Annotated in this window: 15 protein-coding genes; 9 read left to right on the plus strand and 6 right to left on the minus strand. The window is 73.9% G+C overall.

All coding sequences use genetic code 11. The features are described 5' to 3' along the window. Positions 1–105: 105 nt before the first annotated feature. The 4 genes from P696_RS49505 to P696_RS0132365 all read left to right on the plus strand — a co-directional run bounded on the left by P696_RS49505 (position 106) and on the right by P696_RS0132365 (position 6,863). Positions 106–3,339: a hypothetical protein gene (locus P696_RS49505; protein WP_157430057.1), complete on the plus strand. Its 3,234-nt coding sequence runs from the start codon at positions 106–108 to the stop codon at positions 3,337–3,339. 398 nt (positions 3,340–3,737) lie between these two features. Then, entirely contained in the window at positions 3,738–4,349 is a 612-nt protein-coding gene (locus tag P696_RS49510; RefSeq protein WP_051468430.1) for a hypothetical protein, read from the plus strand. A 22-nt stretch (positions 4,350–4,371) separates the two neighbouring features. Further along, positions 4,372–6,192 carry a sensor histidine kinase gene (locus P696_RS58460; RefSeq protein WP_245627952.1) on the plus strand — a complete coding sequence of 607 codons (1,821 nt, stop codon included), beginning with the start codon at positions 4,372–4,374 and terminating at the stop codon, positions 6,190–6,192. Next, on the plus strand, positions 6,189–6,863 hold the full coding sequence (locus P696_RS0132365) for a response regulator (protein ID WP_026415585.1): 675 nt from the start codon (positions 6,189–6,191) through the stop codon (positions 6,861–6,863). Before P696_RS58460 ends, P696_RS0132365 begins: the two co-directional genes overlap by 4 nt. 194 nt (positions 6,864–7,057) lie before the next feature. Here P696_RS0132365 and P696_RS53175 read toward each other — a convergent pair whose 3' ends face one another. The 4 genes from P696_RS53175 to P696_RS0132385 all read right to left on the minus strand — a co-directional run bounded on the left by P696_RS53175 (position 7,058) and on the right by P696_RS0132385 (position 12,016). Next, positions 7,058–8,749 carry a hypothetical protein gene (locus P696_RS53175; protein WP_157430058.1) on the minus strand — a complete coding sequence of 564 codons (1,692 nt, stop codon included), beginning with the start codon at positions 8,747–8,749 and terminating at the stop codon, positions 7,058–7,060. 56 nt (positions 8,750–8,805) lie between these two features. Beyond that, the gene (locus P696_RS0132375) at positions 8,806–9,882 is read right to left on the minus strand and encodes an NYN domain-containing protein (protein WP_026415587.1); all 1,077 of its coding nucleotides are present in this window, start codon (positions 9,880–9,882) and stop codon (positions 8,806–8,808) included. A 177-nt stretch (positions 9,883–10,059) separates the two neighbouring features. Then, positions 10,060–10,335: an acyl-CoA carboxylase subunit epsilon gene (locus P696_RS0132380; RefSeq protein WP_084338542.1), complete on the minus strand. Its 276-nt coding sequence runs from the start codon at positions 10,333–10,335 to the stop codon at positions 10,060–10,062. Between the two features lie 85 nt (positions 10,336–10,420). Next, the gene (locus P696_RS0132385) at positions 10,421–12,016 is read right to left on the minus strand and encodes an acyl-CoA carboxylase subunit beta (RefSeq protein WP_211245910.1); all 1,596 of its coding nucleotides are present in this window, start codon (positions 12,014–12,016) and stop codon (positions 10,421–10,423) included. 246 nt (positions 12,017–12,262) lie between these two features. Between P696_RS0132385 and P696_RS0132390 the strand changes: the two genes are divergently transcribed. The 3 genes from P696_RS0132390 to P696_RS0132405 all read left to right on the plus strand — a co-directional run bounded on the left by P696_RS0132390 (position 12,263) and on the right by P696_RS0132405 (position 16,035). Beyond that, positions 12,263–14,899, plus strand: coding sequence for a phosphoenolpyruvate carboxylase (locus P696_RS0132390; RefSeq protein ID WP_026415590.1), 2,637 nt, complete (start codon positions 12,263–12,265; stop codon positions 14,897–14,899). Between the two features lie 62 nt (positions 14,900–14,961). Beyond that, positions 14,962–15,585: a hypothetical protein gene (locus P696_RS53180; protein ID WP_157430059.1), complete on the plus strand. Its 624-nt coding sequence runs from the start codon at positions 14,962–14,964 to the stop codon at positions 15,583–15,585. Positions 15,586–15,597: 12 nt separating this feature from the next. Then, on the plus strand, positions 15,598–16,035 hold the full coding sequence (locus tag P696_RS0132405) for a GNAT family N-acetyltransferase (protein ID WP_026415591.1): 438 nt from the start codon (positions 15,598–15,600) through the stop codon (positions 16,033–16,035). 121 nt (positions 16,036–16,156) lie between these two features. Here the strand turns inward: P696_RS0132405 and P696_RS0132410 are convergent, their stop codons facing one another. Further along, the gene (locus tag P696_RS0132410) at positions 16,157–16,945 is read right to left on the minus strand and encodes an enoyl-CoA hydratase/isomerase family protein (protein ID WP_026415592.1); all 789 of its coding nucleotides are present in this window, start codon (positions 16,943–16,945) and stop codon (positions 16,157–16,159) included. 63 nt (positions 16,946–17,008) lie between these two features. Between P696_RS0132410 and P696_RS0132415 the strand changes: the two genes are divergently transcribed. Next, positions 17,009–17,866 carry a biotin--[acetyl-CoA-carboxylase] ligase gene (locus P696_RS0132415; RefSeq protein ID WP_245627900.1) on the plus strand — a complete coding sequence of 286 codons (858 nt, stop codon included), beginning with the start codon at positions 17,009–17,011 and terminating at the stop codon, positions 17,864–17,866. Between the two features lie 47 nt (positions 17,867–17,913). Then, entirely contained in the window at positions 17,914–18,924 is a 1,011-nt protein-coding gene (locus P696_RS0132420; protein WP_034488186.1) for an adenylate/guanylate cyclase domain-containing protein, read from the plus strand. Here P696_RS0132420 and P696_RS57085 read toward each other — a convergent pair. After that, entirely contained in the window at positions 18,921–19,970 is a 1,050-nt protein-coding gene (locus tag P696_RS57085; protein WP_170026649.1) for a hypothetical protein, read from the minus strand. The genes P696_RS0132420 and P696_RS57085 overlap by 4 nt on opposite strands. Between the last annotated feature and the right edge of the window lie 199 nt (positions 19,971–20,169).

Consider the following 20,169-nt stretch of genomic DNA (forward strand, 5'->3'; position numbering starts at 1 on the left):
GTCGTCGCGAGATCGTTGTCAGTGCGGGATTGCCAGTTCGGCGCGCCTGTCTACGATGGCCATGCGACCTCAGGACCCGCAGACTTCCCGACTTCGAGGGGCGCCATGGCGACGAGACAGGCTGGCGGGCCGGGCCTCGGCCAGGGGCAGCGGCGGCCGACGCCACCGCGGCACCGGCGCGGCGTCGGCGACGTGTTCACCGGCGTCGGGGCGCTGCTGGCGCTCGCGGCGCTGCTCATCGGCGTCCCGTACGCGCTGCTGACGCTGTTCGGCTCGCCCGTCCCGGACCACGTCCCCGCGATGTCCGACCTCACCCAGCGGATCGGGCCGTCCGGGCTCATCACCATCCTGGTGGCCCTGGTCTGGCTCGCCTGGCTGCAGCTCGCCGCCTGCGTGGTGGTCGAGGTGTACGCGGGCGTCCGCGGCGTCGGCGTGCCCGCGCGCGTCCCGCTCGCCGGGGGGACGCAGTCGCTCGTCCACCGTCTCGTCGTCGCGGCGCTGCTGCTGTTCACCGCGACCAGCGCGATCATGCCCGCGTTCAGCGGACGGGAGCTCGCGGTCAAGCCGCCGGTGACGACGACGCAGACCGAGCAGTACCACCGGCTGCCCGTCACCGCCGTCCCGGACCGTCCGGCCGCGCCCGCCGCCACGGCGGCGGCCCCCGACGCCGAGCTCGCCGAGGCGCTCGCCGGGAACCCCGTCGAGAAGTCCGCCACCACCAAGATCTACCGGGTGAACCCGCCCGAGGGACGGCACCACGAGAGCCTCTGGGAGATCGCCGAGAAGTGCCTCGGCGAGGGCCGCCGCTACAACGAGATCTTCGAGCTGAACAAGGGCCACGTCCAGCCGGACGGCAGCCGCCTGCACACCGCCGGACTGATCCGTCCCGGCTGGGTCCTCGAGATGCCCGCCGACGCCAAGGGCGCGCAGGTCGTCCCCGTCCACCAGCTCCAGGACTACTTCCGGCACGGCCACCCCGTCCCGCACGAGACGCCCAAGCCGGACGTCCCGAAGGCCCCTGCCAAGACCCCGCCGCCCCCGACCAAGCCCGCCCCCGCGCCGAGCCACCAGACGCCGAGCCAGCCCGCCCCCGCGCCCAGCCAGCCCGCACCCAGCCAACCGGCTCCCGCCCCGAGCCAGACGCCGAGCCAACCGGCCCCGGCTCCGAGTCAACCGGCCCCCGCGCCCGCGCCGTCCAAGCCCGCTCCCGCGCCGAGCCATCGGACGCCGAGCCAGCCCGCTCCCGCGCCCGGCCACCAGCTGCCGAGCCACCAGACCTCTCCCGCTCCCGCGCCGAGCGAGTCGGCTCCGGCGAAGGTGCCGCCGCCCGCGCATCAGCAGACGCCGTCCTCGCATCAGCAGGCGCCGTCCGAGTCGCCCGGGAAGCTGTCGCCGAGCGGCGGCGCAACGGCCGACGGCGACCACACCCCGAGGGCAGGGGCGAGCGTCCAGGACGAGGGACGGCACGGGCCCGGAGCGCCGGTCGGACGGGACATGTCCTGGCCGCAGGGCATCGCCGCCGCGTCGCTGCTGGCCGCGGGGCTGCTCAGCGCGCTCGGCCGCCGCCGCCGGACGCAGATGTGGCACCGCGCGTTCGGGCAGATGATCGTCCGGCCGGAGGGCGAGGCGGCGGTCGCCGAGCAGGCGCTCCGCGTCGGCGCGGACGACCGGGGCGCGCGGCTCCTCGACCTCGGCCTGCGGATGCTGTCCCGGGCGCTCGCCGCGGACGGACGCGCGCTGCCGACCGTCTACGCCGTCCACCTCGGCTCCGAGAGCATGGACCTGTGGATCGCGCCCGCCGATCCGGAGCCGCCCGCGCCATGGCACGCCTACGACGGCGGCCAGGTGTGGCGGTTGCGCGCCGCGGACGTCTCGGACGAGGGCCTCGCGGACGTTCTCGCGCCGTATCCCGGCCTGGTGTCGCTCGGCACGAACGAGACCGGCCGCATCCTCGTCGACCTGGAGGCCGCGCACGGCCTGGTCGCGATCCGCGGCGACGAGGAGAACCGGCGCGCGGTGCTCGCCGCGCTGGCGCTGGAACTGGCCACCAACCGCTGGTCCGACCACATGCGGATCACGCTGGTCGGGTTCGGGCAGGAACTCGCCGAGGGCCTCGCCGACGTCGCGCCCGACCGGGTCCGGGCCGTCCCGACGCTGGTGGAGGCGCTGCCCGAGCTGGAGGCGCGCAGCGCGGAGGTGCGGCAGGCGCTCGCCGCGTCCGGCGTCGGCTCGGTGCTCACCGGACGCGCGAAGGGCGTGTTCGGCGAGGCGTGGATGCCGCACTACCTGATCATGTCCGACGCCCCCACCGAGCAGGAGGCCGACCGCCTGGTCGCGCTCGCCCGCACCGGCACCCGGATGGCCGCCGGATACCTCGTCGCCGGGGACGTCCAGGGCGCGACCTGGACCTGGGACGTGGACGAGGCCGGACGCCTCCAGGCCGGGGTCCTCGGCTTCGAGGTGGACGCGCAGCTGGTCCCCGAGGAGCAGTACCGGGGCGTGTTCGAGCTGTTCCGCACGGCCTCGGAGCTGCGGTCGGTCCCGATGGCCGAGCCGTCGGCCGAGGACACCGCCGAACCGCCGCTCGAGGGCCGCTCGTCGGTCGACATCCGGCTGCTCGGCCGCATCGAGGTGGACGCGCCGGGCCCGATGGACGACGCGCGCCGCGACCTGTGCACCGAGGTCCTCGTCTACCTCGCGACGCACCCGAACGGCGTCCACCCGACCGTCCTCGGCGGCGCGGTGTGGCCGCGCGGGGTGAGCCAGGCCGTGCGGGACGCCTGCATCGCCCGCGTCTCCGACTGGGTCGGACGCGACGCGCGCGGCCGTCCGAACCTGTACCACGACGACCGCGGCCGGATCCGGCTCGGCTCGGAGGTCCGCGTCGACTGGTCGGTGTTCCGCTGGCTGATCTGGCGTTCCGCCGCCGAGCCGTCGTCCGAGACCGCCTACATGTCGTACGCGCTCGACCTCGTCCGCGGCCCGCTCCTCTCCGACCGTCCGCGCGGCCGGTACGGCTGGCTCGCCACCGAGCCCCTCGAGTACGAGGCCGGAGCCCGCATCGTGGACGTCGCGCACCGCCTGACCGTCCTGCGCCTGGACGGCGGGGACGTCCGGGGAGCCCTCAGCGCGTCCCGCGCGGGCCTCCGCTACGCGCCCCGCGACGAGGGCCTGTGGCGCGACCTCCTCCGCGCGACCCGCGCCTCCGGCGACGACGACGCCGTCCGCTCCGTCGCGGACGAACTCCGCGCGTACGCGGGCTACGACCCCCTCCAACCCGAGACCGAAGCCCTCCTGGAAGAACTCGTCCCCCACTGGCGCCCCGTCCCCACCCGCTAACGCCCGAACGCCCGAACGCCTCGACCCTCCGGGCGCCTCAACCGTCCGATTGCCTCGACCGTCCGGACGTTTCGATCGTTCGGGCGCCTCGACGCTCGGGTGTCTCGGCTGTCCGGGAGTTTCAACCGTCTGGATGTTGCGACCGTCCGGGCGCCTTGACCGTCCGGGCGCCGTCCGGGCGTCTCGGCCGTGCGGGCGTCTCGAACGGCTGGGTGTCACGACCGGCCCGACGTCTCGACTGTTCGGGAGGTGGGACGGTTCGGGCGTCGTGTCGGTCGCGGGCGGGGGACGGGGACGGGGACGAGGCGGTCGGCGGGAGTCTCCGCCGTGTGGGGGAGGTGGGAGATCGCCGACGTCGGCGATGTGCCGGAGGGGGTGCCCGGACGAGCATCGACGTCATGAAGAACACGCGCTCCGCGCTTCTCGCCGCACCCCTGCTGATCTCGGTCTACGGCCTCGTCCGGCTGCTGGACGGTCTGGACGGGCAGCACGGCCCCGGCGCGCTCTGGGTGCTCGGGCACCTCGCCTTCCTCGTCTCGATCGCCTTGTTCGTCCCGGTCATGCTGATGCTGCGGCGCGCCGCGAGCGGGCGCGGTGCCGGAAGCCGGGCCATCGCCACGATCGCGACCGTCGTCGGATTGGCGGGTGCCGCTGCCGCGGCGGCGCAGATCGGCATTGACGTCTGGGTGGGTTCGGCAGCCGCCGACCGTGACGAGATGGCGCGGATGTTCGACGACGTCAAGTCGGTGCCGGGCGTCGAAGCGATCGTGTACGGACCCGGCCCCGCGCTGTTCTACCTCGGCCTGCTGGCGCTGCTGATCGGCTGCGCGGCCGTCCGCGCGATCCCGGCGTGGACGCCCGCGGTGGCGCTGGTCGGCATCGTCGCCTCGCTCGTGTCCCTGGACCTCCTGCCGCTGACCGGCGCGCTCGTGCTCGTCCCGCTGCTGCCGCTGTGGCGCGCGAACGTCCGGACGGACGCGGCGGCGCTCCCGGCGCGCGGCCGGGCATGACAGGATGCGCGCTGTGTCCGAAATGCCGGTTGTTGTGCGGCTCCGCCGCTGGTCCGGGACCTGGGTCTCGGACGCGGTCCTCGCCGCGGCCGTCCTGCTCGCCCAGGTCTGGCCGCTGCTGACCGTCCAGCGCGAGGGCGGCGGGCACTGGTCCTGGTGGGGGTACGCCGCCGTCACCGGCTCGGCGCTCCCGCTGGCGTTCCGCCGTCGCGCGCCGCTGCCCGTGCTGCTCCTCTCGGCGGGGTTCGGCTCGGCCTACGACCTGGTGTCGCCGCTGGCCGGGCAGCCCGTCTGGTACGGCCCGATCCTCGGCTTCTACACGCTGGCGTCCCGGTCCGGCCGGGCGGCGCGGTTCGGCGTCATCACGCTCCAGTTCGTCCTGACGGCGGTGGTCCGTCCCTCGGCCGACTCGATGTTCCGGGGCGTCGTCCTGGGCGTGACCGCCTACGCCGTCGGACGGGCCGTGGCCCTCGGACGCGCCCGGTCGGCGGCCCTGGCGGACCGCGCGGCCCGCGCCGAGAACGAACGCCGCCTCGAAGCCGCCCGAGCCGAGGCCGAAACCGAACGCGCGACCGCCGAGGCCGAACGCGCCGAAGCCGAGTCCAAGCGCGCGACCGCGGAGGCCGAGCGAGCCGAAGCCGAGTCGAAACGCGCGACGGCGGAGGCCGAGCGGGCGGCGGCCGAGTCGAGACGCGCGACGGCCGAGGCGGAGCGGGCGACCGCGGAGGCGGAGCGGGCGGCGGCTGCGGAGCGGGCGCGGATCGCGCGCGACATGCACGACATCCTGGCGCACGCGGTCAGCCTCATGATCGTCCAGGCCGAGGCGGGGCCGCTGCTCGTGACCTCCGACCCGGCGCGCGCGGCGGCGGCGTTCGACACGGTCGCCGAGACCGGACGGGACGCGATGAGGCAGCTCCGGCGCGTCCTCGCCCTGCTCAAGGACGGCGAGGACGGGACCCGCACCCCGCAGCCGACCCTCGCCGACCTCCCCGGCCTGGCCGGACGCGTCGCCGGAGCCGGGCTCGCCGTCGAGCACCGCGTGGTCGGCGAGCCGCGCCCGCTGCCCCCGGACGCCGAACTCGCCGCCTACCGGATCGCGCAGGAGGCCCTCACCAACACCGTCAAGCACGCCGGAGCCGAGCACGTCGAACTGACCCTGCGCTGGCATGCCGACACCCTCGAACTGACCGTCCGCGACGACGGACAGGGCACCGCCGGGCGGACCGGTGCCGCGACGCCGCCGTCCGGCGGCAACGGCCTGATCGGCATCCGAGAACGCGCCGCAGCCTGCGGCGGAACGGCCGAGGCAGGCCCCCGCGACGACGGCCGTCCCGGCTTCACCGTCCACGCCGTCCTCCCCGCCCCTCCCGTCCCGACCCCGGTGGATGTGGCGACTTCGGTGGACGTGCCGATCCTGGCGGAGGTGGCGGCCCCGGCGAATGTCCCGCCCCCGGCGCACGCGCGGACGGAGGCGGACGTGCCGACCCTGGCGGCGGAGCCGACCCCGGTGGACGTGCCGACTCCGGTGGACGTGCCGCCCCTGGCGGACGTAGCGCCCCTGGCGGAGGCAGAGGCGGCGACGGAGGCGGAGGTGCCGACTGCGGCGGACGTGCCGACCGCGTCGGAGGTGGTGACTCCGGTGGACGTGGCGACTCCGGCGGAGGTGGTGGCCCCGGCGGACGTGGCGACGGAGGCGTGCGTGGTGGCCCCGGCGGAGATGCCGACCGCGGCGGTCGTGCCGCCCCCGGTGGAGGTGGCGACCCCGGTGGACGGGGCGGCCCTGGTGGACGTGGTGGCCCCGGCGGGCGGGGTGGCGGGGGCGTCCGCGAAGATCTCCGCATGACGCTGCGCGTGGTGGTCGCCGATGACCAGGAACTCGTCCGGGCGGGGTTCGCGCTGATCCTCTCGACGCAGCCCGACATCGAGGTGGTCGCCGAGGCGGGGGACGGGTTCCAGGCGGTCGCGGCCGTCCGCGAGCACGCCCCGGACGTGGCGCTGCTCGACATCCGGATGCCCGGCATGGACGGCATCGAGGCGGCCCGCACGGTGTGCGCCGAGTCGGACTGCCGCGTCGTCATGCTCACCACGTTCGACCAGGACGACTACGTGTTCGCCGCGCTGCGCGCCGGGGCGAGCGGGTTCCTGCTCAAGGACGTCCGCCGCGACGACCTCGTGCACGCCGTCCGGGTGGTCGCGGCGGGGGAGTCGCTGCTCGCGCCGTCGGTGACCCGGCGGCTGATCTCGGAGTTCACCTCCGGCTCGGTCGTCCGCGCGCCGTCGGACGAACGGCTGGCCGTGCTGACGGCACGCGAGCGCGAGACACTGCGGCTGCTCGGCCGCGGCCTGTCCAACCCGGAGATCGCGGCGGCCCTCGTGGTCAGCGAGCACACGGTGAAGACCCACGTCAGCAGCGTGCTGAGCAAGCTCGGCCTGCGCGACCGCGTCCAGGCCGTGATCGCCGCCTACGAGACCGGCCTCGCCGTCCCCGGCGACGCCTCCCAGCCCTCGCCCTAGCTGTCGCCCACGACGTGACCCCTGCTCGCAGTAGGCGGTCGCGGACGCGCGCCATGGACGTGCCAGCGCCCTTGTCGAGCAGCGGTGATCAGCGCGCTTGGCATGTGCCGTGCTCGTGTTGATGCGTCATGGACGTGCCAGCGTCCTCGTCGTGCAGCGGTGACCAGCTCGTCCGGCACGTGTCGTGCTCGTGTTCAGCGGTAGATGCCGGGGCCGCCGAGGGAGTGGCGGCCGGGCTGCGGGAACGGGAGCGGCGCCGCCGGATGCCCGCCGAGGTGCACGGACCGCTCGGCGACGCCGGTGCGCGTGCCGAGCGCGATGAGCGTCCCGGTGGACGGCCGGGTCAGCCACAGCGTCCGCCCGTCGACCGACACCCCGCCCGCCGCGAGCGCCCCGTCCCCGGAGACCCGCCAGTGCGCCGCGACCCGCCGCGACCCCACGTCCAGCACGGTCACCTCGGACGTCCCGGCCACGTACAGCGACCGCGCGTCCCGGCTCAGCACCAGCGCGGACGCACCTGCCGACGTCCGGACGAACCGGGCGTTCCGGAGGTCGCGCGCATCGAGCAGCCAGACGCCGCCCGCCCCCGCGTCGGCGACGGCGAACCGCGAGCCGTCCGGGAGCAGCCGGACCGCGGACGGCCGGGCCCCCTCGGGCAGTACCCGTGTCGCGTCGACCAGTCCGCGCCGCCGATCCAGCAGGACGATCCGCCGCGCCTCCGCGCACGACACCGCCAGCATCGACGCGTCGGCCGAGAAGTCCGCCGCGCTCCCGGCGCAGGGCAACGGGATCGCCGTCCACCCGCCCGTCCGCGCCGACCTGACGTCCACCTGCCGCCCCCGCGCGGACACGACCAACGCCGCCTGCGAGTCGTCCGGGGCGAAGTACAACGTCCCCGGCACGGGCAACCGCCGCGTGAACGCCAGAACCGACGCGTCCACACCCGTCCCCAGAACCGCCGGTGCCGCCACAAGGCCCCTGCGCACCGCCGTTCCCAGCAGAACCGGGCTCGCGCCGACGCGGGCGGACGCGCCCAGAAGGCCGCCGAGCAGGCCGTCATCCGTACGGCCGCGGCTCGGTTCCTGATCGCTTGGCCCGGGGTCGCGTCCGCTCGGACGTGGACGTGGGTCGGCGCTGTTCGGGGTGCGCGTGTCGGCACCCTGGTGCGTGACGCTCGGACGCACACCGCGCGGCCTTCGGTTCGACCCGCGCTTGTCGGCGTCCCGCCCGCCCGTTCCATGCATGCCACCAGCCCTGCGCGGGCGCGGGCGCAGCGACGGGGACGGGGCAGGCCCGGGACCGCTCGTCACATCTTCCCTGGGCCTCGGCTTCGGTGACGGTGACGGTGACGCGGGCTCGGTGGGGTCGGGCGTCGGCAGCGTGGGGAGCCGGCCGGCGCGGCCGATCGTCGGCGGCAGCGGGACGACCGCGCCGTGCGTGGTGTCGTTCAGCCAGAGTTCGTGCAGGTCAGGGGCCGCGGTCAGCTGGACGGGGCCGGGCGGTGACGGACGCAGCGACCCGACCGGACGCAGCGACCCCGCGTCCAGGACGGTGACGCCGCCCGTGAGCGAGTCCGGGATGTACAGGCGCTGCGGCAGGTGGCGCAGCGACTCGGCCAGCGCGGACGGACCGGTCGTCCCGGCGTACACGCCCGCCGCGTCCTGCATCGGCCCATCGGCGGGAGGGGCGTCCGGCGGCGTCCGGACGAAAGGGGCGGGTGCGCCGAGCGCGAGGACCGGGGCGTCGGACGGCCCGTGCCCGGGACGGTAGAACGCGACCGGCGACCGGCATCCCGCGCCCAGGAGCGCCACCGCCACCAGCAGCGCCGTCGCCCTCCGAAGAGGCGGAGCGGACGCGGGGGACGCGGAGCGCGACGGCACGGTCACGGCCGGGACACTACCCTGCGCGCACGCACGGTGTCCGAATAATCACCAAACGCAGCTCAGTCAGAGGTGCCGATGCCGATGCCGAACTCGCGGTACACGCGCTCCCAGAAGCCGTCCCGCAGCCAGGTGCGGGCCTCCTGGTAGGGGCGCAGCGACCCGCCGAGCTCCTTCTCCGCCTCGATCAGCAGTTCCTTGTCGATGACCGGCGGAAGGATCGGGCCGGGCAGCAGGTCGCGGATGTTGTCGCGGCCCCGCTCGAAGATCCACTTCTGGGCGACGTGCTCGCCGATCTCCAGCATGTGCGCGCGGTCGGGACCGAGCTTGCCCTCCGACAGGGACGCGGCGGCGGCGTTCAGCGCGGCGGCGACCGTGGCCGGGGTCGGAGCGGGTGCGGCGTGGTTGGCGCGCCCGGCGGGGGCCGGGGGCGCGGACGGCTCGCCCGTCGGGGCCCCGGGCGCGGGACGCACCGACGGCACCCGCCCCGCGAACACCTGCGACGGCGACGGGACGGCGGGCTTGCCGGGGGCGGGCGTGGCGTCCACCACCGGGACGGCCGGGACCGGCAGCGCCTTGGCCTTGGTGAAGTACGGGCGCAGGAAGTCGGCGGGCAGGACCTCGACCGTGTCGGACTCCCAGACCAGCCATTCGGCCTGGTTGGAGCCGTGCGTCGGCTCCACGCCCCACAGGTGGACGCGGACGCCGTAACGCTGCGCCGCCTCCACGGCGGGCAGCATGTCCTCGTCGCCCGCGAGCAGCACCGCGTCGGTGATCGCGCGGTGCCGCGCGAGGGCCTCCAGGTCGGCGCGGAGCTGCGCGTCCACGCCCTTCTGCTGGCCCTGCGCGTTGAGGTTGCCGAGCCGTAGCTTCACCAGCGGCAGGTTGGCGATGACCCGCTGGTCGACGGTCGGCTGACGCTTCGGCGCGGCGTCGAACCAGTACAGCCGGAGCAGCTCGCCGACCAGCTGGTCGTCGGCGCGGTCGGTCAGGGCCTTGATCAGCTTCTCGGCGGCGACGCGGTACTCGCGCCGCGAACCGCAGCCGAGCAGCAGCGCCCCGGAGGCCGCGTAGAGGTACCCCGCGTCGACGAAGATCGCGTATCGCGCGGGCTGAGGAACGAACTCCGAGGTGGCCATCGTCACACACCTTATTCGTGCACCCCCCGCTCCTGCGGGTGAACGACGGTTACGTGTCGCGCCGGAACAACGCCCCTAACCAGCCCAAGATCCCCAGATGGCCGCTTCCCGCCTCGGCCCTCGGGCGTGTCTCGAAGTCGACGCCGCGTAGTTGGGCAGGTGGCTTTGAGACACGCCCTAAGGAAGGGCGCTCGCGCGCCAGGCTCCGGGGCCGGGACGGGGCGGGGGCGGGATGCGGGTGAGGCGGGAGCGGTCGGCCCAGTGCGAGACCGGGCCGCCGGGCGCGTCGTCCCGCGCGGACGCGATCGCCTGGGCGCGCGCCGTCAGCACCGCGACCAGCGCGGCGACCTCCTCGGCGGACGGGTCGCCGCGCACGACCCGCAGGAACGCCCCGCCCCCGCCCGGGCCGTCGTCCCTGGCCCCGTCCGGGCCGTCGTTCAGGCCGTCGTCCATGACCGCACTCCCTCGAAACGAAACGCCTGAGAATCGGATGCCCGCGAACAGGACACCCGAAAACCGCACAAAAAGAGCGGACGCCTCAGAGCGGGATGTTGCCGTGCTTCTTCGGCGGCAGCGTGCGCCGCTTCTCGCGCAGCGAGCGCAGTGCCCGGACGACCTGCCCGCGCGTCTCGGACGGCTTGATGACCGCGTCGACGTAGCCGCGTTCGGCCGCGATGTACGGGTTGGCGAGGGTGTCCTCGTACTCGGTGACCAGCTCGGCGCGGCGGGCGTCCGGGTCGTCCGCGGAGGCCAGTTCGCGCCGGTACAGGATGTTCACCGCGCCCTGCGCGCCCATGACGGCGATCTGCGCGGTGGGCCAGGCGAGGTTCACGTCCGCGCCGAGGTGCTTGGACCCCATGACGTCGTACGCGCCGCCGTAGGCCTTCCGGGTGATGACCGTGACCAGCGGGACGGTCGCCTCCGCGTAGGCGTAGAGCAGCTTGGCCCCGCGCCGGATGATGCCGTTCCACTCCTGGTCGGTGCCCGGCAGGAAGCCCGGGACGTCCACGAAGGTCAGCACGGGGATGTTGAACGCGTCGCAGGTCCGGACGAACCGGGCGGCCTTCTCCGAGGCGTCGATGTCGAGCGTCCCGGCGAACTGCATCGGCTGGTTGGCGACGACGCCGACCGGACGGCCCTCGACGCGCCCGAACCCGACGACCATGTTCGGCGCGAACAGCTGCTGGACCTCGAGGAACTCCCCGTCGTCCAGCACGTTCTCGATGACGCGGTGCATGTCGTAGGGCTGGTTCGGGGAGTCCGGGATGAGGGTGTCGAGCTCGTCGTCCACCTCGTCCAGGTCGACCGGGACGTCGTAGGCGGGCGCCTCGGACAGGTTGTTGGACGGCAGGTACGCCAGCAGCGCCTTCACGTACTCCAGCGCGTCGCCCTCGTCGGACGCCTGGTAGTGCGCGACACCCGACCTGGTGTTGTGGGTGTGCGCGCCGCCGAGCTCCTCGAACGTCACCTCCTCGCCCGTGACCGTCTTGATGACGTCCGGGCCGGTGATGAACATGTGCGAGGTCTGGTCCGCCATGATCACGAAGTCGGTGAGCGCGGGGGAGTACACCGCGCCGCCCGCGCACGGGCCGAGCACGACCGAGATCTGCGGGATCACGCCGGAGGCGTGCACGTTCCGCTTGAAGATCTCGGCGTACAGGCCGAGCGCGACCACGCCCTCCTGGATCCGCGCGCCGCCGGAGTCGTTGATGCCGATCACCGGGCAGCCGGTCTTCAGCGCGTGGTCCATGACCTTGGTGATCTTCTCGCCGAAGACCTCGCCGAGCGAGCCGCCCATGACGGTGAAGTCCTGGCTGAACACCGCGACCGGACGTCCGTCCACGGTGCCGTAGCCGGTGACCACGCCGTCGCCGTAGGGCCGCCGCGCCTCCAGCCCGAACTGGGTGGAGCGGTGCCGGGCGTAGGTGTCGAACTCGACGAACGAACCGGGGTCGAGCAGCGCGTCGATCCGCTCCCGCGCGGTCATCTTGCCCTTGGCGTGCTGCTTCTCGACCGCCGCCGCGGACGCCGCGTGCACCGCCTCGTAGCGTCGCCGTTCCAGGTCCGCGATCTTGCCCGCCGTCGTGTGGATGTCGATGTCGTCCACCGCGGGCTCAGGAGCTTCCATCGCCATGCGGTGAAGCGTAACCGGCCGCTGACCACCGCCCGACCGCCGGGGTCCCGCTCCGCCACCCGTGCGCGGACGCCGCGGGAGACCGCGTGGCGGACCTTGCGCGGACGCCGCGCGAGACGGCGTGGCGGACGTCGCGGGGACCGATCGCGAACCAGCCCAGGACGCGAGGCGAACCGCGTGGTCACGGCCGTGTTCGGGGGGACGCAGTGGTCCAGACCTCTGAGGCCGCTCACTACTGTGGGCCCCGTGGCTGACATCACGCGAGAAACGCTGCGGCACGACCTCCCCGACGCGCTCCGCCGGGACGTCCGGCTGCTCGGCGCCATGCTCGGCGACGGACTCGTCGAGTACGGCGGGCCGGACCTGCTCTCCGACGTCGAACGGCTGCGGCACGCCGTGATCGCCGCCCGGCGCGGCGAGGCGGGCGCGGACGAGCCCGCCGCGATCGTGGACGGCTGGTCGCTGGAGCGCGCCGGGCAGGTCGCCCGCGCGTTCACCGTGTACTTCCACCTCACCAACCTCGCCGAGGAGCACCACCGGATCCGGACCCTGCGCGAGCGGGACGCCCGAGGACGCACGGTGCCCGGCTCGGTGGCGGCGGCGGTCGAGACCGTCCGGGCCGAGGCGGGCGAGCAGCGGCTCGCGGCGATGGTGGACGGCCTGGAGTTCCGCCCGGTGTTCACCGCGCACCCGACCGAGGCCCGCCGCCGCGCGGTCGTCACGTCCATCCAGCGGATCAGCGACCTGCTGTTCGCGCTGGACGACGCGCCCGAGGACGGCGAGGAGCAGGCCGAGACCGAGCGGCGGATGCGCGAGGAGATCGACCTGCTCTGGCGCACCGCGCTGCGCCGCCACACCCAGATGGACCCGCTGGACGAGGTCCGCACCGCGATGGCCGCCTTCGACGAGACGATCTTCCGGGTCGTCCCGCAGGTGTACCGGACCCTGGACGCCGCGCTCGACGACGGGCGCAGCGGGACGCGCCCGCCGCGCGTCCGGCCGTTCCTGCGGTTCGGGTCCTGGATCGGCGGCGACCGGGACGGCAACCCGTACGTGACCGCGCAGGTCACGCGGGAGGCCGTGATGATCCAGGCCGGGCACGTGCTGCGCGCGCTCGCCGCGATGGCGACCCGCGTCGGCCGCGAGCTGACCGTCAGCGAGGCCACCACGCCCGCCTCGCCCGCGCTGCGCGCCGCGCTCGCCGCCGCCCGCACCGCCAACCCCGAGGCGCTCGCCGAGATCGCCAAGCGCTCCCCGGACGAGCCGCACCGCCAGTTCCTCCTGCACGTCGCCGACCGCGTCACCGCGACCCTGGAGCGCGACGCCGACCTCGCCTACTCCGGGCCGGATGAGATGCTCGCCGACCTGCGCGTCCTGCGCGACTCGCTCGCGGAGGCGGGCGCGGCCCGGCAGGCGTACGGACGCGTCCAGGACCTGCTCTGGCAGGTCGAGACGTTCGGCTTCCACTTGGCCGAGCTGGAGATCCGCCAGCATTCCGAGCTGCACGAGAAGGCCCTCGAGGAGGTCCGCGCGGGCGGTCCGCGCAGTGAGATGACCGACGAGATCCTCGAGACGCTCCGCGTCGTCGGGTGGATCCAGAGCCGGTTCGGCGTGGACGCCTGCCGCCGCTACGTCGTCTCGTTCACCCGCTCCGCGCGGGACATCGCGAACGTCCACGAGCTCGCCGCCTCGCTCGGCGACGACGCGCCCGTCCTCGACGTGATCCCGCTGTTCGAGACCGGCGAGGACCTGGAGCGCGCGCCGTCCGTGCTGGAGGGGATGCTGGAGATCCCGGCCGTCCGCAAGCGGCTGGACGACACGGGCCGCCGCATGGAGGTCATGCTCGGCTACTCCGACTCGGCCAAGCAGCTCGGCCCGACGTCGGCGACCCTCCGCCTGTACGACACGCAGGAGGCGCTCGCTGAGTTCGCCGTCCGGCACGACGTCACGCTCACCCTCTTCCACGGCCGGGGCGGCTCCCTCGGACGCGGTGGAGGCCCGGCGCACCGCGCGATCCTGGCGCAGGCCCCCGGCTCGGTCGCGGGCCGCTTCAAGGTCACCGAGCAGGGCGAGGTGATCTTCGCCCGGTACGGCCAGCGGAAGATCGCCCACCGGCACCTGGAGCAGGTCACCAACGCGATCCTGCTGGCGTCCACCGACGCCGTCCAGGACCGCGCGCGCGACGCCGCCGCCCGGTTCCGCCCGCTCGCCGACCGGATCAGCGACGCCGCGCGGCGCTCGTTCCAGTCGCTCGTCCACACCGACGGGTTCGCGGCCTGGTTCGGGAGGGTCAGCCCCCTGGAGGAGATCGCCGAGCTGCGCATCGGGTCCCGTCCGTCCCGGCGGAAGGCCGCGCGCGGCCTGGAGGACCTGCGCGCCATCCCGTGGGTGTTCGCCTGGACGCAGACCCGCGTGAACCTGCCCGGCTGGTACGGCCTCGGCAGCGGCCTCGCCGCGGTCTCCGACGACGGCCGTGACCTGGACGAACTGCGCGAGGCGTACGCCGAGTGGCCGCTCTTCCAGACCCTCCTGGACAACGCCGAGATGAGCCTCGCGAAGACCGACCGCGCGATCGCCGAACGCTACCTCGCGCTGGGCGAGCGTCCGGAGATGACCTCGGCGGTCCTCGAGGAGTACGACCGGACGCGCCGTCTCGTCCTCGCCGTGACCGGCCACGAACGCCTCCTGGAGGACCGGCACGTCCTGTCCCGCGCGGTCGAGCTCCGCAACCCGTACGTGGACGCGCTCTCGCACCTCCAGCTCCGCGCCCTCGGAGCCCTCCGCTCCGGCACGGTGACCGACGAGGCCGAGCGCGCCCACCTGGAGGATCTGCTGCTCCTGTCCGTCAACGGCGTCGCGGCGGGCCTCCAGAACACCGGCTGACGAACCATGCGGCCCCGAAGATCGTCCAAAATCCCATGGACCGGACGATCACGGGGAGCGACATGACAGCGAGACGGACGGCCGCGACGGCGATCATCCTGACCGGGGCGGTGGCGCTCTCGGCGTGCGGCGGCTCGGACGGCAAGGCCAAGGCCGATCCGAGTACGCCGCCGCCGTCCTCGTCCCCATCCGGCACGCCGCCCGCCACAGCGCCTGGCTCGGGCGGGTTCGCGCCGGGCGAGCCCACGCCGAACGGCGGCGGACCGGCGTCCGGCGCGTCGACGCTCGGCCCGTCCGGATTCGGCGCGCTGAAACTCGGGATGACCAGCGTGAACGCGAAGGCGACGGGGGAGATCGTCCTCAAGAGGGCCCCGCGGGGCGGGGGCTGCGGGACGTTCGACCTGAAGGCGCACCCCGCCGGGGCGAACGCCGTCGGCGGCTACGTCTCGCCGCGCTACGGCGTCGCGTCGATCGTGGCCCGTCCGGGCATGCGGACGCCCGAGGGCATCGGCCTCGGCTCCACCCTCGCGCAGGTCAAGCGCGCCTACCCGCGCCTGCTGGCGGGCGTGAACGGCTCGTCCGCGCCCGTCCCGGGGAATCCGAAGGCGGTGTACTCGTTGCTCATGGCGAACGACAAGATCAGGGAGCTGTCCCTGGACCTGAAGGCCCAGGACTGCCACAACTAGGAGAACTCGCGCATGCCGGATATCAGGCCCGCCGTCCCGTCCGACCGTCCCGCCGTGGAGCGGATCGTCGAGGCCGCCTACACGCCGTGGGCGGAGCTCATCGGGACCCGTCCCCTGCCGATGGACTCGGACTACGCCGCGCTGATCGACGCGGGCCGCGTCTTCGTCCTGGACGACCTGACCGGCCTGATCGTCCTCGTCCCCGAGGACGGCGTCCTGTACGTGGACAACGTCGCCGTCGACCCGTTCGCGCAGGGCGGCGGACGCGGTAGTCGGTTGCTCGACTTCGCCGAGGACCAGGCCCGCGAGCTGGGCCTTCCCGCCCTGCGCCTGATCACCAACGAGAAGATGACCAGCAACATCGCCCGCTACGAGCGCCGCGGCTACCGCGAGACCGGCCGCGAGACCGTCGAGGGCCGCCACGCCGTCCACATGCGCAAGGAGCTCTGACGGACGAAGCGCATCGCGACACGTGAACGTCGCGATGCGCTTCGACGCGCGTCAGCCTGGGGCTCCGACGGCTGTCAGGCAGGGGCCATCGGCGCGGCTCAGGCGGGGGCTTCGGCGCGGGTCAGGCGGGGGTGGGCCAGTTGGGCTTGCGCTTCTCGGCGAAGGCGGCGATGCCCTCGCGGCGGTCGGGGGAGAAGGCGACGGTGCGCCAGGCGTTCTCCTCCACGTCGAGCCCGGCCTCCAGCGGGAGGTCGCCGCCGATGCGCATCGCGCGCTTCGCGGCCCGGACGGCGATCGGGGAGTTCTTCGCGATCTGGGACGCAATGGACAGCGCCTCGGCGCGGGCCTCGCCCTTGGCGACGCGCCGGTCGGCCAGGCCCAGTTCGGCGGCCTCGTCGGCGTTCAGGCGGCGTCCGGTGAGGACGAGGTCGGCGGCCCGGCCGGAGCCGATCTTGCGCACCGCGAGCTGCGTGCCGCCACCGCCCGGGACGAGCCCGACGGTCACCTCGGGCAGCCCGAACACTGCCGCCTCGTCCGCGACGATCATGTCGCAGGACAGCGCGAACTCGCAGCCGCCGCCCAGCGCGAAGCCGTGCACGGCCGCGATCACCGGCTGCGGCAGGTTCAGGACGCCGCCGAACGCGGCGCGGAACACCGGGCGCTGGGCGAGGATCTCGTCGTCGGTCATGGCGTTGCGTTCCTTGAGGTCCGCGCCCACGCAGAACGCCTTGTCGCCCGAGGCCGACAGGACCACCGCGCGGACCGAGCCGTCCGCCGCGACCTCCGCGCACACCGCCGCCAGGCGCCGCGCCATCGCGGTCGACAGGGCGTTGAGGGCCTCCGGCCGGTCGAGCACGATCTCGGCCACATGTTCGTTCTGCTTGTCGCGCTTAAGCGTCACTCCGTCCACAGAGTGCACCTTAGATCGCGTGCTGCCTGTGGACCACGGGGCGGGGTGGGGTTGGATGGAGGTGTGACTCGTTATGGGGACCTCGATCGGCCGCCGCTCCACGAGGCGGCGCTCGCGCGCGCGCTCGTCAGGCCCGGTGGGCTGTGGCGGAGCGTCCGGGTGGTGGAGGAGACCGGATCGACCAACGCCGACCTCGGCGCCCTCGCGCGCGCGGGGGAGGACGAGGGCGCGCTGCTCGCCACCGAGCTCCAGACCTCCGGGCGCGGACGCCTCGGCCGGACGTGGACCGCTCCGTCCCGTTCCGGGCTGGCGGTCTCGATGCTGCTGCGGCCGAAGGTTCCGATCGAGCGGCTGGGCTGGGCCCCGCTGCTGACCGGCGTCGCGGTCGCGTCGGCGGTGCGGCGGATCACCGGGTTCGGCGCGGCGGGCGACAGGTTCTTCCCCGGCGCGGACGGCGACGCCGAGGTCGAGGCCGTCCTGAAGTGGCCCAACGACGTCCTCGTCGGCGACCGGAAGCTCGCCGGGATCCTGGTCGAGAAGATCGACGACGCGATCGTCGTCGGCGTCGGCCTGAACGTGTCGCTCCACGAGGACGAGCTGCCCGTCCCGACCGCGACGTCCCTGTCCCTCGAGGGCGCGCCGCTGACCGATCGCGCGCCCCTGCTGCGGGCCGTCGCCCGCGAGTTCGAGGGCCGGTACCGCGAGTGGGTCGCCGCGTCCGGCGATCCGGAGATCTGCGGACTGCGCGCCGACTACCGGGCGTTGTGCACGACGCTCGGCCGCGAGATCCGCGTCGAGCTGCCCGGCGGGGAGGAGCTGCGCGGCAAGGCCAAGGACATCGACCTGGAGGGACGCCTGGTCGTGGACGCCCCCGAGGGGGAGCGACCGGTGAGCGCGGGTGATGTGGTGCATGTGCGCTGAGCGGCGCGATTTGCCACGATATTTCGCGTGACGGTGAAGGGGGGGAGATGTCGGACAAGGGCCTGCCGGACCCCAAGGTGATCGAGGAACTGCTGCTCGGCGGCGAGCTGAAGTACACCCGCGTGGACGCCGTGCGCCTGTCGGGGATCTCGCCCGAGTTCGCGCGGCGGCTGTGGCGGGCCTTCGGCTACCCGTCCATGCCCGAGGAGGCGGTCGCCTACACCGAGGGCGACGTCGCCGCGCTCTGCCGCATCCGCCGCCTGCTGGACGACGGCGTCCTGGACGAGGACGGAGGCATCCGCCTGGTCAGGGCGTTCGGGCAGACCATGACCCGGCTCGCCGAATGGCAGGTCAACCTGCTCTCGGCGATGCTCGTGACCGACCCCCAGGAGCAGCCGTCCGCCGAGGCCGTGTCGTCCATCGTCGACATCGCCGAACGCCACATCGACGAGTTCGAGCCCCTGGTCGTCCACGCCTGGCGCCGCCAGCTCGCCGCCGCCGGGACCCGGGCCATGGCCGCCGCCGCGTCCCGCGAGGCCGACGACGAGCCCCACCTGCCCGGACGCCTGGTCACCACGGTCGGTTTCGCCGACATGGTCTCGTTCACCCAGATGAGCCGCGAACTGGACGAGATCGAACTCGCCCGCGTGGTCGAGTGGTTCGAGGAGACGGCGGCGGACATCATCGCCACCTGCGGCGGACGCCTCGTCAAGACCCTCGGCGACGAGGTCCTGTTCGCGGGCGACACCCCCGAGGTCGGCGCCGAGATCGCCCTGTCCATAGCGGCGGCGATCCAGGACGAGACCGAGATCCCGGACGTCCGCGTCGGGGTCGCCCACGGCCCGGTGCTGCCCCTCATGGGCGACGTCTTCGGCACCACGGTCAACCTCGCCGCCCGCCTGACGTCCCTGGCCAGGCCGGGGACGGTCGTCATCGACCAGTCCCTGGCCGAGAGCCTGGACGGCCACGAGGCCTACAAGATCACCAGCATGGTCCGGCGTCCCGTCCAGGGCCTCGGCATCGTCCAGCCCTACGTCCTCCGCCGCGCCAAGCCCTAGTACTTCGGCTTGGGCAGTTCGAGCCTCGCCAGCAGGTCCGCGAGCCCCCGGGTGCGGCCAGCGTCGCGAGTGTCCTCGACATGCGTGTGGAGCGTGAGGACCAGCCTGCGACCGCGCTCGTACCGCTCGTCGCTCCAGGTCTTCAGACGTTCCAGGGCCGCGTGGACGGGCTCGAACGTCGCGGGGAACAGGAACTCGCCGATGGTGACGAGCGCGGGGGCGCCGTCACGGTGAGCGGCCTCGAAGGGCTCCCGGATCACCTCGCCCATGCTCACGGCGCTGTTCTCCATCTGATCCCAGATGAGATCCACCCAGGGCTCGCTCGCCAGCAGCTCGCCGAACCGGATGGCGACCCAGGGGAACAGGCCCTTGTCGCCGCCCCAGGCCGGCTGGGACTCGCGACGTCCGTACGCGAGCACCTCGCTCGCCGGCTCCTTCTCGCCCTGCGCGATGAGGACGTGCCCTTCAAGGTGGGCCGCATAGCCCGCCAAGGTGCCGTCGCACATCTCCCGCGAGTAGTTGAGCGGCTCCAGAGCAGCGGCTTCGTCACCGATCTGGATGAGGAGGTTGCCGAGCAGAATCCCGGCGACGTCTCCGGTTGTCGTGCCCTTGTGGGCCTCGAAGACCTCCTCGAACCCGTCCTGGGCTTCGTCCGGGTCCTCGGTGAGCTGGGCGGCGAGACTCGTGAGGAGGCTCCGGCCCGCGTCCGAGGACGTGCCCGCCCGGAAGTCAGGCGTGAGCATCACCGCGGCCAGCGGCCCGAGCCAAGGGTCCTCACCCGCGACGACCTGCTTCAGCCACGGCCGGTGGTCGCCGTCCAGCCCGTTCTCGCCGATCTCGATGCCCGCGAGCCCCATCGCCGCATGCCCGGACACGCTGGTACGCCCCGCCTTGGCGAGCGCGGTCAGCACCTCCCGCGCCCGCGCGACGTCCCCCGCCCGGTACGCGGCCAGCCCGATCTCGACCTCCTCCGGCACCGGGCTCAAGGGGTCAGGCGGAATCGGAACGGCCCGTCCATCGGCGTCGAGCAGGGAAAGATCAGTCATGTCGAAGTCTTCCTGTGGGGGAGCGTTTCCGCGCGAGCCTCCCACCCACCCCCGACACCCACCCCAGACCCGAACCACCCGCCGTACCGGCGAGCCCGTCCTGCATCCGACCGCGCTTTGCGCGATCACCCACCACGCACGGTGTTCTCGTGGATACGCTCCATGTCAGACATCGGGGTCAGTCCGACTTCCGCGACAA

This window comes from Actinomadura oligospora ATCC 43269 (assembly GCF_000518265.1).
GTDB lineage: Bacteria > Actinomycetota > Actinomycetes > Streptosporangiales > Streptosporangiaceae > Spirillospora > Spirillospora oligospora.